Genomic DNA, 16,689 nt, shown 5'->3' on the forward strand with positions numbered 1-16,689 from the left:
AAAACAAGAAAAGAGGTCTTAAGACCTCTTTTAAACTGAAAACGTCAAATTAACGGAAAGCTCTAATCGTAATCGGCTTATTTCTGCATCAACGCGGGCATTAACAGACCAATCAATGGAAATTCATGACCATTTTCAAACTTAAGCTTGCCTTCACCGATTTGAGCTTTAAGTTCATAACCACCGTCGACTTTTTCAATCAACTCCATGATCAAAAGCTCATCAATGCCTTCTTGGATAAATGGATAGTGTTCAACAAGTTCATCTGAGAAGTAAGTACTCAATTCGCCGTTTGTTGCGGTCATCAACTTCATTGGGTCTTGCGTGATATGGTCTGTACCTTGAGGGACAGATAATTGCCACTCGTTGCGGAATTTACCTTCACCAAACGCCAAAGAAAGCTCATTAACTGAAAGCTTAAAGCCCTTACTAAATAGCATGTCGATGTGAGGCATTAACTCGGACACCTGTTGTTCATCAAGTACTGGTGAGCTTTGATAGATCGACATAATTTGATCGAACGAATTACTATCGACATCTGCGATAGCAAAATTCAACTTAAAGTTATCAACATCAGTGCCATCCGTTAGGCGCATTTTTTGAGCATTAATGTTCAATTGGCTGTTTAGCTTCTCACCGGTTTCGTCATTCGACGTGTTGCCGCTGTAGCTCGCCTTTTCAATCAAAAATACCTGTTTAAGCGATGAATCAACCACATCTAACTTTTCTAGAGAAAAGGTTTGTTCACCAAGCCAATAGCCTTTCGCTTGCTTACCCTTACCTTTTCCACTCAGATCATTCAGGTGTAGCTCGTCACCATTTTCAAAATCGACTTGAACCGAAGGAATCGATACTTGGTACTTCAAATCACCGAGTACGGTAACATCGCCAGTCACTTGTGCAGGACTTGTCGAAACCGATACGCCTTGTGCTTCATTGCGATAGTTCCAGCTGTCTAAATCCAACGTAAACGCAGTGTTACCATTAAGCTGTGTTTTGCTATGCATGGTAAGCGGGAGAAAATCGTTATCCACCAGCTTAGAGTCTGCTGTGAGGCTAGTTAAGCCATGGCTTACATCACTCGTAACTTCGAACATAATCGGCAAACCATCGCGTTCAAACTGTGTTTTCAGTTCAGGGTCAACCACTGAGTATCGAGTCAATACAACGGAAGAAAGGTAGCCACGTTGGTATTCAACAACTTCGCCTTTGATCATCTTATCGTTCATATTGGCGATACCGTCTTCAATGATCGACTGACCAATTTGACCAACCGCAAGCGGCCAACACAACGCCAATGAGATTGCACCACCGATGGCGCCTAGTTTTTTTAAGTTTTGCATAACATCACTTTTCAGGTATTTGCGCTCAGTCTACCCCAAACCATTAACGGATAAAACATTGAGATAAATCAGACTATTGATGCTAATTCTAGTCCATTAGTCAGGAATCATACGCAGCTCGCACTCATTACGCCGTTTTATTGATAAAGTTTGCTTGGCCAAGTTTTAACCGGAGCTCAACCACCTGTGAATCGTTACGCTGTATTGTGTCTCGACAATAATCCAATCAGTGCAGAGCAGTTTCGATTGGAACTGTCGGCTTTCTCAAGCAAGTTTGATATTTTTTCTGTCGAATCGATAGAAGAAGCGCAAAGCGCGTTGGAATATCTTGAAGAAAGAGAACAAACTGTCGCGTTAGTGATCGCTAGCCATCACGCGCACTTTAATGGTGTGGATTTTCTCATTGGGCTGGACAAAACACCGCACACAGAGCGCGCTCGTAAAATTCTCATCAGTTGCTCTTCAGATATTGACGCGATACTCACGGCCGTCAATGAAGGTCGTTTGGATCATTGTTTGACCAAGCCTCTACCAGATAACGTCCTTTTTAATACCGCTCAAAAAGAGCTGACGCAGTTTATCTTACGTAATTGCAAAGAAGACTTGCTCAGTTATAGCCAAATCTTGGACCAGCACAAATTGCTACGTGCTCATATCGAAAATCAGATGAGCAATTACCAAGCCGGTTTCTTACACGACTATCACTCGATGTCTGATAATGAACTGGCAGAACAAGTAATATCTGCCTTGCAACAATTTTTCAAAGAAAATGACGAAACAAAAGCTTGTCGAACCTACTCTCCTGAGCATTTGCTGACGGTTGAAGGGGAACCGAACAGCTTTTTATGGTTCATAACCAGCGGAGAAGTGGCGCTTTACAAAAGAGACGAACAAGGTATGCAGCGAGAAGTGGTTCGCCATACCAAAGGGAACATTGTCGGCGGCATGTCATTTGTGACTGGGGAATGCTCCTTTTCTACTGCACTTACGCTTACCGAAACAGAAGTAATTAAACTTGATAGAAATGTGTTTCGTAAAGTAATGCAGAGTGACTCAAACCTTCTCCCCCTATTTACGAACTTACTTCTTCGTCATTTCAATCGCCGATTACAGAGAAGCATCAACACAAAATTACAATTGCAGAAAACACTCGAGTCACTTGAATCTGCTCATCAACAACTGATTGAAAGAGAAAAAATGGCCATGCTCGGCCAGTTGGTTGCGGGCGTGGCCCATGAGCTGAACAACCCAATAGCTGCGATTTTGCGTGGTGTAGAAAACCTCACTCATACCCTCGAAGGGCTATTAACTCAACTTCCGACAGCAGAAGTACAAATCAAAGGCGTTCAGCTTCTAACCAGAGCTCAAACTGCCATGCCAGCCTCGACTGCGGAACTGCGCTCACGCGTCAAAGAGCTCAACAGCACGTTACCTGATCGTGCCATTGCCAAAAAAGTCGTCAATTTAGGCCTAGAGAGCGATTCCGAACTCGTTTCCCAGCTCGCCAAGAAGAAAGACAATGCCTCCTCTACGCTAGAGACGTTAGAACAATACCATCAAGCAGGTGCTTCTCTCCGTTCTATCAATGTTTGTGCCGCTCGCATCGCTGACATGGTGAAGAGCCTAAAAGGCTACGCGAGATCTGATGATGAACGCATGCACTACGCCGATATCCATGAAGGCATCGAAGACACTTTAGTGATTTTCGAAAACAAGCTAAAGGTACATCAAGTTTCAACAGATTACGCCCCACTTCCGCGTATGCTTTGCCAACCTATTGCATTGCAACAAGTATGGACCAACCTAATATCCAATGCGATTGACGCCTTTCCTGAAAAAGGGTCGTTAAAAATACAAACGAGAGAAGTTGAAAAAAACCAACAGCGTTATGCCGTGATTTCATTTGAAGATAATGGATGCGGTATTCCGGATTCGCAGAAAAAAGCAATTTTTGAACTCAACTTTACAACCAAAAAAGAAGGCAACTTTGGCTTAGGTATTGGACTGTCTATTTGCCAACAAATCGTTGCAGCACACAAAGGCTGGATTGATGTTCAATCGGAACTCAATGCCTTTACTTGTATGACCGTCTGGTTACCAGTCATTGAAGAAGGAGATGAAACATGACTAAGTATCTGATTTTATGCGTCGATGACGAACGAGAAGTCTTGGATAGTGTCCTTCAAGATTTAGCACCATTCGAAGAACATTTCATCGTTGAAGGCGCAGAGTCCGTTACGGAAGCAAAGCAAGTGATTGAAGAGATGGCGGAAGAAGAAGTTCAGCTTGCGCTGATTTTGTGCGACCACATCATGCCAGAACAAACGGGCATCAGCTTTCTTATAGAACTGAGTCAAAATGGTGACACCAAAGCAGCAAGAAAAGTGCTCCTAACCGGACAAGCGGGTCTTGAAGACACCGTTGAAGCGGTAAACCATGCTAGCTTAGATTATTACATTGCCAAGCCTTGGAAAGGTGAGGAGCTAAGACAAGCCATTAAATCCCAGCTAACAGCCTTTGTTATTGAAAATGATGACAATTTGTTGTCTTGGACGACGATTCTCGATTCAGAAGCAATCTTGAATGCAATGGCAGATCGCAGAGCCAGCTTCGGAGAGTAATAGTTGAGAATAGCTCTCTAGCAACTAGTGGCGCGCTTTTTGCTTTTGTTACGTCACCATTAAGTCAATTGACAAAACCTCGACACATTTTTGTTGGTCGTAGACCTTCGTTTTTATTATGATGTCGGACAAATCAGATTACGGTTCAAGCATTTGCCTGAATCCATGGAAATAAAGAACAAGGTTTATCGTTAGTTATGCGTAAAACACTATTAGCCGCTGCCCTATTAATGGCATCAAGCCATGCCCTAGCCGCAGACCGCAACGCGCCTGCAACTATGAGCAACTTTAGCTACGATTATTTCGAAGCTCGTATCGGCGCAAGCCCTGTGACATTTGGTGCTGGCTTCAGCAAATCTATTCACCCGAATGCGCACGTTATTGCTCGTATCGACTCTGAGTTTGATAGCGACTTTGATTCTGCTGCAGGTTTTGGCTTTCACTCACCGCTAAACAACTGGGCAGACCTTACAGGTGAAATGCTAATGCGTGTGGTTCAGCCAACAAGCTCAAGCAGCACAGATGTTGGTATGGAGCTAAACCTAGGCGTTCGCCAATGGCTTGGTCCTCAACTTGAAGTGGGTGGTAAAGTTGGTTACGTTTCAATCGACAACGATGACGATTGGACAGGTTCTGCTTACGCGCGCTTCCATTCAACAGAGCTTTTCTCTCTTGGTGCTGAAGCTCGCATCAACGATTTCTACGGTGATCAAATAATGTTCACTACACGCTTCAAGTTCTAATTGGCGTAAAAAAGCAAAACCGAGGCAATTGCCTCGGTTTTTTTGTTCATAAAATGACTAACTCAAATGAAGTGGTCAAAAACATCAACATCCCTTTTCTGCTTTTAACACTTACTTTTCTGACTCGCTAACTCCATTAGAAACGAGTCAATCATTGTGTGGTTCAGTTGCCTTATTCACACAGTGCCAGTAACTGTTTTTTGCGTGGCTCTTGGATTAGTTTCCAGTGCACACCATCAATGGCACCAGCAAACTTCCACAGCAGTTTAACGTCAACATCATTGCCGTAAGCAACTCTTACTTTGTTGAACACTTCAACTGGACCAAGTTCCAAAAAGGTTTCAACATCATCAATACCCGCCTTTTTAACCATGCGCTCTAATGTAAGCTGCATGTTCGGTAGATCTCTCAAACGTTTACTTGCAGAAGACTTTTGGTATTTTCGCTCCTTAATTGAGCAATCAATAGATTTGCGTAACAAATCGTCAAGGCCAGTAAATCCGGACTCAAATAAATCGGTTACGTCATAATAGTTTACAGTAGCCGTCGTCTGTTTTTTGACGTGCTTGTATTTTTCACAATTAAGCAGAGTAAATTCTTCGTCTAAACCATTACCGCCGCGCAAATAACAGCAATCATTGCTGACAAGCGCAAACATGGCGTCATCGCTAAACAAGCCGATACCACCAAACATAGAACGTTTCTGATACTCATTAAAATTGCGTACATATTTAAAAAAAGCTTGGTCTGTCATGTCCATTGACCTCTTTAATCTGAATAAATTACCCCGATTAGCGATGTCACCAGATAAACAGCAGCTTGTAGCGAATTTAAAATGTCGATTTGTTGGCGATATTTTTGTGAGTTGTGCTCACCAACTTGCTTAATCATACTTAACGTTGAAAAATAAGTTAGGACATAGGTCACATATAAAAAAGTATAAATTCATCATACGTGATTAGTTTCACACTTATTGGGTATTTAGCGATATTTTTTTGACGCATGGCGTGCCAAAAACCACGCATCGTTATGATCCGTATACCATTTATAGAGAACTTAGTACGCATTTCATTGATAATGTTCTTCGGGTAAGGGTACACTGTACGAAAGTTCTCTAACACCACGTCACAATGGAACATCTATCATTTTTTTGGCTACCAAATAACAAAGATAAGCTTATAAAAGCGCTTGAATCTGAATTCGCCCAATTGGTCGAACAATCCATATCTACAGGTAAAATTTCGTTACCACCCATCCCCGATGTAGTCATCAAAATTCAAAAACTTTGTATAGAAGAAAACACCACGGTTTCTGATGTCGCAAATTGCCTTTTAGAAGATCCAGGGTTAGCTGCTATTGTGATTCGCGTAGCTAACTCGGTGATTTTTAACCGAAGAAACATTACTTGTAGTGATTTAACTACCGCCGTCTCTCGTTTAGGTATCTTCCGCGTTCGAGACATCGTGACCGCACAAGCTATCGAGCAATTGAAACACGCGGTCAATCTGAGTAAAGAGTGCAATGACATACTGGTAAAAAGTGCGGCCGTCTCTCGAGAGCTTGGCGCCACGATGGTGCTGGTCGTACAAGAATTCCACAAACACGAGCCTTCTGTTTACACACATCTGGAGCTGGAAAAGGCACTTCTAGTTGGCTTATTGGCCGATATTGGCTTGTTCTGCCTCATTAACGAATATCACCTGTATCTGGATAGTGGCAATTACCTTGACCCTGATATCGCGTTGCAAATCTTCCAAACTCGCTGCTCTGCAACCAGTAAGTTGGTGCTAGAACGCTGGGGGTTCGACAACGATTTTCGAGAAGTCTCTTCAAACGAAAAGTTTGTTACCGCTCGTCCAGAAGTCAGTTATTTGGACATTGCTCGAATTGCAAACCACTTATTGATGTTCCGCAATCAAGACGAACGTATTGATGAACATGAAGTGGAATTCAATTTAACAGGTGCAGAGGTCTTGTATGACCTAAGCAATATGAGTGATACTGACTTTCAAAACGAAATCAACGCAGTACTCAGTGCTAGCGGCTTGTAATTAAGTTAACTAACGTCATCCACGATAAACATTAAACTCAAGGTCGAGTGTTGTTTTGTCAGTGGCTTGTCTCACTAAGGAATTATCAAGTTTTATGTTCTCAGGGATGCTATTCATTTTTGCCCCTCTTGTAGTGGGGTACTTAATTCCTATTTCTCGCGCAGCTTTACTAGAGAAAATTAACCAATCAACTTCATACCTTATTTACGTCATTCTTTCGTTGATGGGTTTAAGTTTAGCTGCCTTAGACAACTTGAGTAGCAACTTGCAGAGTATACTGCTGTACGCTGGTACTTTTTTCGTCTGCTTGAGTGTATGTAACTTACTCGCTCTGCCAATAATCGATAAGATTATTCCGTTGCAGACCAATCACAACCAAAACAAGCTTCCACTTTCTTCTATGGCATTAGAATCAGTAAAACTGATTGTTGTCGTTGGTGGAGGCTTAATTGCTGGTCTCATTTTGCCGATAGGTCTGGAGTGGGTAGACACCGCGAGCGAATGGATCCTCTTCCTTCTGCTCTTTTTCATCGGCATTCAACTCAGAAACAGCGGTTTAACTCTGAGACAGATCTTGCTCAACAAACAAGGCATGGCGATTGCTGTCATTGTTATCGCCACTTGTATGCTCGGCGGCGTTATCGCTTCTGTGATTTTAGACTTACCACTTTATCAAGCATTAGCGATGTCTTCCGGATTTGGCTGGTATTCATTAGCAGGCATTTTGATGGGCGACGCATTTGGTCCTGTGTTTGGTGGGGCGTCTTTCCTTATCGAACTCATGCGTGAGTTGATAGCGCTGGTCGCGATCCCACTCTTTATCCGTAGCTACCCTTGTACGGCTATCGGTTATGCGGGCGCAACTGCGATGGACTTTACTTTGCCTGTGATTCAAACCACAGGTGGTGTCCGCTGCGTCCCTGTCGCTATTGTTAGTGGTTTTATCTTGAGTTTACTTGTGCCCGTTATGATGCTTTTCTTTGTATCACTTGCTAGCTAGATCTCAGGTTTTATCTTTAACATCTATTACAATACGGCAAAAATTTAAATACCCAGTTAACGTTAAAGTGGTCAGTACACTGACAACTTCTTTATTTGAATTTTGTTATTTAGCCCAACGATTTATACAACAAATCCAATTGAGAAGAGCAACATCATTCGATGCGCTTAAACGTTAATGAAGGGATAACAACCAGAAGGAAGAAGAATGAAACGCTTTGTCGTTGCAGCGCTCCTCGCTACAAGCTCAACTTTTACGTTTGCCGCAGATCAACAGTGTCTTGCTAACAAGTACGATGGCTATGTCGATGCTTCACTACAATGGTATCAAGATCTTGTTGATTTAACGGTCTCCCAATATCCTGACTTAAAAGAAGTCAGCCAGTGGTTCTTAGATGGTCGCAAACACCACTTTGAACTTAATCGTGAGGCTGTTCATTACTTTCTTAAAAATGATCCAAGCCGCGTAGCAACAGAACAACCTATCGAAGCTTGGTTGAAATTAGAGCAACACGATGTCAAACAGCTTGCAAGTCGTAGTGATGATTTAGGCGAAGCCGCTAAGAAAACATTTAGCGATCGTCAATCAACCAATCATCCGAAAAACTACGAACTTCGCTCAGCGTTTGCTGATTTGTTAAGTCACCCTCAACAAATTGACTCGGCACTCAACAAGTACAACCAATCGATTGAGAAGCTTGAAAAACAAAAGTGTGACTAATCGCTAACTGACTATAAAACCTCCGGTTTAGAGCGATTAGATATGACCACGCTTTCATTTCAGTAACATGGGTTTCAATAATTAAAACGGGACTTTGCGCCCGTTTTAGTTTAGATTGTGCCGCTCGCATTACCAAAATAACTACAAATGATTCTTTGCCATGGTTAAGGAACAAAAAACCGCTGACGTTAGCTTTGAGAGCTTGCTAAAGATCTTCACCGTACCTGAAGGTCCTGATTCTACGTTGACAAAAATTGACGAAAGTCTCTCCCGAAACTTAAACCAATTTCTTCGTGAACACATCGTGGCAGAAGAAAAGCCTTTACGTGAAATCGAAAAAGACTTTTCTTCTGCTCAGATTCCTGAGCAACCTGAATTCGTGTCAGACCACACCGAGCACCTGCTAGATACGTTAGTGTCGCACTCGGTTCACACTTCAGCCCCAAGTTTTATCGGTCACATGACCTCGGCGCTACCCTACTTCTTGATGCCTTTATCCAAGATCATGATCGCGCTAAACCAAAACTTGGTTAAGATCGAAACATCAAAAGCATTCACACCTCTTGAACGTCAAGTTTTAGGGATGTTACACCGCTTAATTTACGGTCAAAACGACAAGTTTTATCGTAAATGGATGCACAGCGCGAACCATTCACTTGGTGCGTTTTGCTCTGGTGGCACAATCGCGAACATTACGGCACTTTGGGTTGCACGCAATAAAGCGTTGAAAGCAGACGGTGATTTCAAAGGGGTAGAAAAAGAAGGTCTATTCAAAGCCATGAAGCACTATGGCTACGAAGGTCTGGCAGTTCTGGTTTCTGAACGTGGTCACTATTCACTAAAAAAAGCAGCAGACGTACTTGGCTTAGGTCAAGAGGGTTTAGTCGCGGTGAAAACCGATGCAAACAACCGTATTGTTGTTGACGACCTAAAAGCAAAAATTGCCGAGCTTAAAGAACAAAACATCAAACCAATTGCGGTTATCGGTGTAGCTGGCACAACAGAAACGGGGAACGTCGATCCTCTGTCGCAGATCGCTCAAGTGTGCCAAGAGCACAATTGTCACTTCCATGTGGATGCCGCTTGGGGTGGTGCAACGTTGATGTCTAATCATTACCGTCACCTTCTCGAAGGTGTTGAACTGGCTGACTCAGTAACTATCGACGCGCACAAACAACTGTACATCCCTATGGGTGCAGGCATGGTGTTGTTCAAAGACCCAGACGCGATGAAGTCCATTGAACACCATGCGCAATACATCTTACGTAAAGGTTCAAAAGATTTAGGTAGTCATACACTAGAAGGCTCTCGCTCAGGCATGGCCATGTTAGTGTATGCGGCGATGCACATTATTAGTCGCCCAGGCTACGAACTATTGATCGATCAAAGTATCGAGAAAGCGCGCTACTTTGCTGACCTCATCAAACAGCAAGATGACTTCGAACTCGTTTCTGAACCGGAGCTTTGTCTACTGACATACCGCTATCTACCGCCATTGATTCGTGAAGCGCTAGATAAAGCGGAAGGTACTCAAAAGGAGAAACTAAACGAGCTCATCAACCAGCTCACGCAGTTTATCCAGAAGCGTCAACGTGAAACGGGCAAATCGTTTGTTTCTCGTACAAGGCTGAACCCTGACCAATGGCAAAGAATGAACACCATCGTATTCCGAGTGGTGCTTGCCAACCCATTGACGACCAGAGATATCTTGAGCTCAGTACTGGACGAACAACGCGAAATCGCCAAACAAGCACCAAGTTTGACCGCAAAAATCGAAGAAATGGCCTCAGATATTTTAAGCGCGTAAGCTTAAGAATGAGTTACATCAACTTGAAAATTTCTTTCTTTTTGATGTAACTCAAACATCATTCTCGTGCGACTGGCGCAACAAAACTACGATTCCACATTCAATTCTGTAGTTTTTACAACATTTTGTTTGAGGCCTGTCAAATTCTCACTAAATAGTAACCGTATTTGGTTTAGCCAGATTGAAGATCAGGTTTATACTGAAACTATGGCGCTGGTAGTTTTCGTTAACGCCCCTCTCTAACTTAGAAACCGATGTGTTTCCACCCGTTAACAGAGCCAGCGAGTTGTTCTCTATACCCTCGTGAACACTATGAATACATTAGAAAAAATTCAAAAAAATCTGGAGAATTTCAGTAAGTCAGAGCGCAAAGTTGCAGAAGTAATTATGGCGTCTCCACAAACTGCGATTCATTCTAGCATTGCAACGTTAGCAAAAATGGCTGACGTGAGTGAGCCCACTGTAAACCGCTTCTGTCGCCGCCTGGATACCAAAGGTTTCCCGGATTTTAAACTTCACTTGGCTCAGAGCCTTGCTAACGGTACGCCATATGTAAACCGTAATGTGGAAGAAGATGACGGCCCAGATGCATACACGCATAAGATTTTCGAATCGACAATGGCGTGTTTGGATGTTGCTAAAAATAGCCTAGACCCGATGCAAGTAAACCGTGCGGTTGACTTGCTGACTCAAGCAAAACGTATTTCTTTCTTTGGTCTTGGTGCGTCTTCATCTGTTGCTCGCGATGCTCAAAACAAGTTCATCCGTTTTAATATCCCAATTACTTGTTTTGAAGATATTGTCATGCAACGCATGAGCTGTATTAACTGCAGCGATAACGACGTGATTGTTCTCATTTCTCATACTGGTCGTACGAAAAGCCAAGTTGAAATTGCGAATCTGGCTCGTGAGAACGGTGCAACTGTCATCGCTATCACTGCGAAAGATTCTCCATTAGAGAAAGCAAGTTCACTGGCTATCACTTTAGATATTCCTGAAGATACGGACGTATACATGCCAATGGCAAGCCGTGTCGTTCAAATGACCGTTATCGACGTATTAGCCACAGGCTTTACACTTCGTCGTGGTACAGGTTTCCGCGAAAACCTAAAACGCGTGAAAGATGCCTTAAAAGACAGTCGTTATGACAAGCTAAGTCAGTACTAAGCATTGATTAAGGGGAGCCCAATTGGCTCCCCTTTTATTTCTTCTCGCAACGACTTTACTTGTATTTACTCATTCACACTTGATAAATCGCTTCTCGATTCCAATACCTCTACTGAACTCATGTGCGGCGTGCTTTCTGCAACGCAATCTCCACTGCAATCGCACACCTGTTTTAGTATGAACACCAAACGCTCCTGATTAAGAGGTAAAGGGTTACCTTTAATCGCAATAGACTTAAGCGCATCGTTTGCTACCTGTTCAAACGAAGTTTGGCAAACACCAAACTTACCAAGCAATGGCAATTCTAGCTTATCTAACACCATCGTGACCCAAAGCACGCCGTCATGTTCATTCGCATTCGCTCTGTCCGTGACAAGTCGAGCCAGTTTTCGATAACGATTGATCACATCATTCCTGCCCGCTTGCTTTGCTGCATTGATGTTTTCTTGCATCACATGAGGTGCTAAACGTGCAGTTATCACACTGTGCGGAGCATCAAGTTTCCCACCAAGTGCAGAGGCTAACCCATGAGCAGCGCCCAATTTAGCGTTAGTGATCGCCATCCCTCCAAGCAAAGCTGCAAAAGATAAATCCGAACGAGCCTTATGATTATCCTGCTTGCAGCCTGCAATCACTGATCGACTCAATCGACGAAGCCCTTCTTCGCATACCATATCAGTGAGAGGATTCGGCTCGCCGCACACATAAGCTTCCATCAGATGCGTAAATGCATCCATAGCGCCTCGTCCAGATGTGTATTGATCAGTCCCATAAGTCAATGTTGGGTCGACAATCGCAACGTCAGCCAACATGTCCGGACTTCTTAAACTTACTTTTACTTTGTCCTGCCCAGACTTAAGAACGGCATTTCTAGTCACTTCTGAGCCAGTACTCGCAGTTGTGGGAATCGCGATGAAGTGAATCGGTTTTGCTTTGAGAGGAACGTTTCTTCCAACTACTTCCACATAATCGTAGACATTACCCTGATTGGGAATGATTGCGGCCAATGCCTTGCCCATGTCGATGACGCTACCACCGCCGATCGCGATGACCATATCAGGTTGAAATTTTCGCCCGAGCACCGCCGTTTCTTCCACCATCGTAATGTTGGGCTCCCCATTGATGGCGACGTGCTGATAACGCATATTTTGAGCTTTGAGATAATTGATGATGGGCGTGGCGCGCTGAGTCTCTTTTCCCGTCACGAGCAAGACGCTATACCCAAATTGATTGATAACTGATAGTGAAGATTGGAGCGCTCCTTCACCGAAAATAATCCGTGTTGCAGTCATAAACTGAAACATACACTTCCTCCCCAAAACGACAACTTTTAATAGATTGCTATGGTTTGCGTTAAAAAAAGTTGACCAAATCCACCTTGCCATCAATAACCCTTCAAAAAGTATGTTTTTATGCGTCACTTCACATAGTTACCATGTCATTTTTAAGGCTTATTTTTGTCCGATTAAGCGGTTATTTACGTCTTTTGGTTTAAAGCTCGTTTAGTTTTTATCCGATAGATTTCGCCTATAGATACAAGAGGTAATTGCTGCTTTATTTCCGTATCTGGATAAGGCATAGTTACTTCAACAAAAGAGAGCGCACCAAGCCTCTATGTTTGTACGCTTTCAAAAAAGAATAGATTTAGGAGAAATAAGAATATGTTCGTTGTTATTTTTGGTCGTCCTGCATGTCCTTACTGTGTTCGCGCTAAAGAACACGCAGAAACACTAAAAGCTAAACGTGATGACTTTAACTACCGTTACGTTGATATCCAAGCTGAAGGCATTTCTAAAGCAGACCTTGAGAAGACAGTTGGCAAACCAGTTGAAACTGTTCCTCAAATCTTCATCGACCAAGAACACATCGGTGGTTGTGACGATTTCGAAGCTTACGCGAAAGAGCATCTAGGTCTATTCGACGAGTAATAAGCATTAGATTTTTTAAAAGCCGCATGATGCGGCTTTTTTATTATTTTTCAGCTTGTTACTTCCCTAAGTCAACTAATAGCAAAACCTAAAAAAATTCACTTATCTTTTTGCTATATTTAGTTACAATTCGCAGTTCTAAACCTTTTTTTGGCACACACTTTACCGAGCCACACAGTGAACATAGACGTCGTACAACTTCTCGATCAAAACCCCATTCTTCTAATCTTCGTCGTATTAGCCATTGGCCTTGCCATCGGAAAAATTCGCTTTGGAAACCTACAGTTAGGTAACTCTATAGGTGTTCTAATTACCTCGCTGATAATGGGTCATTTAGGCTTTTCCTTCAACGCAGAAGCGCTAACCATCGGCTTTATGCTCTTTATCTATTGCGTTGGCATAGAAGCTGGACCTAACTTTTTTGGCATCTTCTTTAGGGATGGTAAACACTACTTCATCCTCAGTATGACCGTGCTTGTCGCTGCAGTGAGCTTAACTTACGGTTTAAGCCACTACTTTGGCCTCGATTTCGGTCTTTCTGCCGGTATGATGGCCGGTGCATTGACAGCGACACCTGTTCTAGTTGGTGCTCAAGATGCTTTGAACTCTGGTCTTGCGACAATACCGCGCAATATGGATTTTTCTTTGGTATTAGAAAATCTATCCGTAGGTTACGCGATGGCTTATCTGATTGGTTTGATCAGCATGATCATGTTCGCTAAGTTGCTACCAAAGTTACAAAAGCAGAACCTTTCAGACTCTGCTCAACAAATCGCTCAAGAGCGTGGCCTTGGTAACTCAAGCCAGCGCAAAGTTTATCTACCTATTATTCGCGCATATCGAGTTGGCCCGGAGCTTATCGATTGGACAGACGGCAAAAACTTACGAGAACTTGGTATTTATCGCCAAACGGGTTGTTACATTGAGCGTATTCGCCGTAATGGTATTCTCGCCCACCCTGATGGTGATGCGATTTTGCAAGAAGGCGATGAAATAGCACTGGTAGGCTTCCCTGACAGCCACGCTCGTTTGGACCCAAGCTTCCGCAACGGTAAAGAAGTGTTCGACCGTAACCTTCTCGATCTGCGTATTGTGGAAGAAGAGATTGTCGTTAAGAGCGACGCGATTGCCGGCAAACGTCTATCTGATTTGAACCTGTCTGAGTTCGGTTGTTTCCTAAACCGTGTGGTTCGTGCGCAAATCGAAATGCCAATGGATTTAGACATTGTTCTTGCCAAAGGTGATGTGCTTCAGGTGAGTGGTGAGAAGAGTCGTGTACATGGCCTTGCTGAGAAAATCGGTTTTATCTCGATCCACAGCCAAATGGCCGACTTATTGGCGTTCTGTAGCTTCTTTATTCTTGGCATTATGTTTGGCCTAGTGACCATGACATTTGGTCAAGTATCGTTTAGCTTAGGTAATGCAGTAGGCCTTTTGCTGTCAGGTATTACACTAGGCTTCCTTAGAGCCAACCACCCTACTTTCGGCTACGTACCGCAAGGCGCGTTAAACATGGTCAAAGATCTTGGTTTAATGTTCTTTATGGTCGGTATCGGTTTGAGTGCTGGTGGCAAGATGTTCGAGCATTTGACTCAAGTTGGCCCACAGGTGATTGGTCTTGCGTTTATTGTCAGTGTCGTGCCTGTTGTGATTGCTTACCTTGTTGGTGCATACATTTTGAAGATGAACCGCGCATTACTATTCGGGGCGATCATTGGCGCACGTACTTGTGCACCAGCGATGGATGTCGTAAACGAATACGCGAAATCGACTATCCCTGCTCTTGGTTATGCGGGTACTTATGCGATCGCCAACATCCTAATGACGCTAGCTGGTACGATTTTGATAATTCTGAGTTAACCGGTTTGAGTTTGATGAAACGGCCCAATCATCAAGTACAAAAAAGGCGCTCAATGAGCGCCTTTTGCATATCTTTCCAATCAATTAGATTTGAATGAAGTCTGTTTCTACAGCTGGGTTTACATCCGCTTCGTAATCAACACCTTCGACACCAAAACCGAATAGCTTCAAGAACTCTTCTTTGTACTCAACGTAGTCAGTTAGCTCTTTTAGGTTTTCAGTTGTAATTTGTGGCCATAGCTCACGACAGTGTTGTTGGATGTCTTCACGCAGTTCCCAATCATCCAGACGTAGACGATTCATATCATCCACTTCTGCTGCGCTGCCATCTTCTTTGTAAAGACGTTGGCTGAACATGCGGTAGATTTGCTCCATACAACCTTCGTGTACACCTTCTTCACGCATCTTCTTGAATACCATTGCGATGTAAAGAGGCATAACCGGAATTGCAGAGCTTGCTTGAGTCACAACTGACTTAAGTACAGCCACGTTTGCGCTGCCGCCAGTTGCACCCAGTTTCTCGTTTAGCGCTTTTGCCGCACGGTCTAGGTCCATTTTAGCTTTACCTAGCGCGCCATCCCAGTAGATTGGCCACGTTAGTTCAGTACCGATGTAGCTGTAAGCAACCGTCTTACAACCTTCCGCTAATACACCAGCGTCAGAAAGTGCATTGATCCAAAGTTCCCAGTCTTCACCGCCCATTACGGTTACTGTGTCTTTGATTTCTTCTTCTGTCGCAGGCTCAACACTTGCTTCAATGATTACGTCTTTGTTGGTATCAACCGCTGTCGATGTGTAAGTCTCACCGATAGGTTTAAGAGCTGAACGAATAAGCTCACCTGTTTCTGGCATTTTACGCACTGGTGAAGCCAGTGAGTAAACCACCATATCAACCTGACCTAGGTCTTCTTTGATCAGATCAATGGTTTTCTGTTTCGCTTCGTTTGAGAAAGCATCGCCGTTTAGGCTTTTCGCGTATAGGCCTTCTTCACGAGCAAGCTTTTCAAAAGCTGCCGCATTGTAGAAGCCTGCCGTACCAGGTTTCTTCTCTGTGCCTTCTTTTTCGAAGAACACTCCGATAGTTGATGCGCCGCCACCAAATGCCGCAGCGATACGAGAAGATAGACCGTAGCCACTTGAAGCACCAACGACAAGAACGCGTTTAGGCGCGTTTTTGATTGGGCCTTGCGCTTTTGTGTAAGCAATTTGTTCTTTTACGTTAGCTTCACAACCAACTGGGTGCGTTGTAGTACAGATAAATCCACGAATTCTAGGTTTGATGATCATATTCAACTTCCTTTAAAAAACCTTGTTAGGATAAAAGTTTCGCTCGAAGTTCGCATCTAATTTCTGTAAAAATGCTTCGAAAATGCAAGTGGTTGGAGCACTATCTCTCCTTGTAATGAATAAAAGACACAAAAAAGCACCTCTAGGAGGTGCTTTTCATTA

14 protein-coding genes are annotated in these 16,689 nt (G+C 43.4%); 10 read left to right on the top strand and 4 right to left on the bottom strand.

The window, feature by feature from the left end; translation table 11 throughout:
- Nucleotides 1-77: 77 nt before the first annotated feature.
- Nucleotides 78-1,343 (bottom strand): DUF945 family protein, encoded by a 1,266-nt coding sequence (locus tag UF05_RS00425; protein ID WP_020840445.1) that lies wholly within the window; start codon nucleotides 1,341-1,343, stop codon nucleotides 78-80.
- 186 nt (nucleotides 1,344-1,529) lie between these two features.
- On the opposite strand from UF05_RS00425, the gene UF05_RS00430 reads away from it, so the two are divergent.
- The 3 genes from UF05_RS00430 to UF05_RS00440 all read left to right on the top strand — a co-directional run bounded on the left by UF05_RS00430 (nucleotide 1,530) and on the right by UF05_RS00440 (nucleotide 4,707).
- On the top strand, nucleotides 1,530-3,470 hold the full coding sequence (locus tag UF05_RS00430) for an ATP-binding protein (RefSeq protein ID WP_031817887.1): 1,941 nt from the start codon (nucleotides 1,530-1,532) through the stop codon (nucleotides 3,468-3,470).
- Nucleotides 3,467-3,964, top strand: coding sequence for a response regulator (locus UF05_RS00435; RefSeq protein ID WP_020840443.1), 498 nt, complete (start codon nucleotides 3,467-3,469; stop codon nucleotides 3,962-3,964). Before UF05_RS00430 ends, UF05_RS00435 begins: the two co-directional genes overlap by 4 nt.
- Before the next feature lie 197 nt (nucleotides 3,965-4,161).
- Nucleotides 4,162-4,707, top strand: a complete 546-nt coding sequence (locus tag UF05_RS00440) for a hypothetical protein (protein WP_005459590.1) — start codon at nucleotides 4,162-4,164, stop codon at nucleotides 4,705-4,707.
- A gap of 172 nt (nucleotides 4,708-4,879) precedes the next feature.
- Here the strand turns inward: UF05_RS00440 and UF05_RS00445 are convergent, their stop codons facing one another.
- A complete protein-coding gene (locus UF05_RS00445; protein WP_005459593.1) occupies nucleotides 4,880-5,467 on the bottom strand; it encodes a TfoX/Sxy family DNA transformation protein in 588 nt (195 codons plus the stop codon).
- Between the two features lie 370 nt (nucleotides 5,468-5,837).
- Between UF05_RS00445 and UF05_RS00455 the strand changes: the two genes are divergently transcribed.
- The 5 genes from UF05_RS00455 to UF05_RS00475 all read left to right on the top strand — a co-directional run bounded on the left by UF05_RS00455 (nucleotide 5,838) and on the right by UF05_RS00475 (nucleotide 11,452).
- Nucleotides 5,838-6,758 carry an HDOD domain-containing protein gene (locus UF05_RS00455; protein ID WP_021449227.1) on the top strand — a complete coding sequence of 307 codons (921 nt, stop codon included), beginning with the start codon at nucleotides 5,838-5,840 and terminating at the stop codon, nucleotides 6,756-6,758.
- 94 nt (nucleotides 6,759-6,852) lie between these two features.
- Nucleotides 6,853-7,758 (top strand): lysine exporter LysO family protein, encoded by a 906-nt coding sequence (locus UF05_RS00460; RefSeq protein WP_029829508.1) that lies wholly within the window; start codon nucleotides 6,853-6,855, stop codon nucleotides 7,756-7,758.
- Between the two features lie 207 nt (nucleotides 7,759-7,965).
- Entirely contained in the window at nucleotides 7,966-8,478 is a 513-nt protein-coding gene (locus UF05_RS00465; RefSeq protein WP_005485575.1) for a hypothetical protein, read from the top strand.
- A 160-nt stretch (nucleotides 8,479-8,638) separates the two neighbouring features.
- Nucleotides 8,639-10,285 carry a pyridoxal-dependent aspartate 1-decarboxylase PanP gene (gene panP, locus UF05_RS00470; protein ID WP_045546109.1) on the top strand — a complete coding sequence of 549 codons (1,647 nt, stop codon included), beginning with the start codon at nucleotides 8,639-8,641 and terminating at the stop codon, nucleotides 10,283-10,285.
- A gap of 312 nt (nucleotides 10,286-10,597) precedes the next feature.
- On the top strand, nucleotides 10,598-11,452 hold the full coding sequence (locus tag UF05_RS00475; protein ID WP_005483567.1) for a MurR/RpiR family transcriptional regulator: 855 nt from the start codon (nucleotides 10,598-10,600) through the stop codon (nucleotides 11,450-11,452).
- A gap of 65 nt (nucleotides 11,453-11,517) precedes the next feature.
- Here the strand turns inward: UF05_RS00475 and UF05_RS00480 are convergent, their stop codons facing one another.
- On the bottom strand, nucleotides 11,518-12,756 hold the full coding sequence (locus tag UF05_RS00480; protein WP_031817882.1) for an iron-containing alcohol dehydrogenase: 1,239 nt from the start codon (nucleotides 12,754-12,756) through the stop codon (nucleotides 11,518-11,520).
- Nucleotides 12,757-13,113: 357 nt separating this feature from the next.
- On the opposite strand from UF05_RS00480, the gene UF05_RS00485 reads away from it, so the two are divergent.
- Complete coding sequence (locus tag UF05_RS00485; RefSeq protein WP_005459605.1) at nucleotides 13,114-13,380, top strand: GrxA family glutaredoxin; 267 nt, start codon at nucleotides 13,114-13,116, stop codon at nucleotides 13,378-13,380.
- A gap of 177 nt (nucleotides 13,381-13,557) precedes the next feature.
- Complete coding sequence (locus tag UF05_RS00490; protein WP_005483552.1) at nucleotides 13,558-15,240, top strand: aspartate:alanine antiporter; 1,683 nt, start codon at nucleotides 13,558-13,560, stop codon at nucleotides 15,238-15,240.
- A gap of 84 nt (nucleotides 15,241-15,324) precedes the next feature.
- Here the strand turns inward: UF05_RS00490 and fabV are convergent, their stop codons facing one another.
- A complete protein-coding gene (gene fabV / locus UF05_RS00495) occupies nucleotides 15,325-16,527 on the bottom strand; it encodes an enoyl-ACP reductase FabV (protein WP_005462412.1) in 1,203 nt (400 codons plus the stop codon).
- Nucleotides 16,528-16,689 lie beyond the last annotated feature (162 nt).

Origin of the sequence: Vibrio sp. S457-15 (assembly GCF_000960545.1) — a bacterium.
Taxonomy (GTDB): Bacteria; Pseudomonadota; Gammaproteobacteria; order Enterobacterales; family Vibrionaceae; genus Vibrio; species Vibrio parahaemolyticus.

Bases quoted from the DNA above. Each gene is read 5' to 3' on its own strand.
- UF05_RS00425 (WP_020840445.1), bottom strand. From the start codon at position 1,343: ATGCAAAACTTAAAAAAACTAGGCGCCATCGGTGGTGCAATCTCATTG.
- UF05_RS00435 (WP_020840443.1), top strand. From the start codon at position 3,467: ATGACTAAGTATCTGATTTTATGCGTCGATGACGAACGAGAAGTCTTG.
- UF05_RS00440 (WP_005459590.1), top strand. From the start codon at position 4,162: ATGCGTAAAACACTATTAGCCGCTGCCCTATTAATGGCATCAAGCCAT.
- UF05_RS00445 (WP_005459593.1), bottom strand. From the start codon at position 5,467: ATGGACATGACAGACCAAGCTTTTTTTAAATATGTACGCAATTTTAAT.
- UF05_RS00455 (WP_021449227.1), top strand. From the start codon at position 5,838: ATGGAACATCTATCATTTTTTTGGCTACCAAATAACAAAGATAAGCTT.
- UF05_RS00460 (WP_029829508.1), top strand. From the start codon at position 6,853: ATGTTCTCAGGGATGCTATTCATTTTTGCCCCTCTTGTAGTGGGGTAC.
- UF05_RS00465 (WP_005485575.1), top strand. From the start codon at position 7,966: ATGAAACGCTTTGTCGTTGCAGCGCTCCTCGCTACAAGCTCAACTTTT.
- panP (WP_045546109.1), top strand. From the start codon at position 8,639: ATGGTTAAGGAACAAAAAACCGCTGACGTTAGCTTTGAGAGCTTGCTA.
- UF05_RS00475 (WP_005483567.1), top strand. From the start codon at position 10,598: ATGAATACATTAGAAAAAATTCAAAAAAATCTGGAGAATTTCAGTAAG.
- UF05_RS00480 (WP_031817882.1), bottom strand. From the start codon at position 12,756: ATGTTTCAGTTTATGACTGCAACACGGATTATTTTCGGTGAAGGAGCG.
- UF05_RS00485 (WP_005459605.1), top strand. From the start codon at position 13,114: ATGTTCGTTGTTATTTTTGGTCGTCCTGCATGTCCTTACTGTGTTCGC.
- fabV (WP_005462412.1), bottom strand. From the start codon at position 16,527: ATGATCATCAAACCTAGAATTCGTGGATTTATCTGTACTACAACGCAC.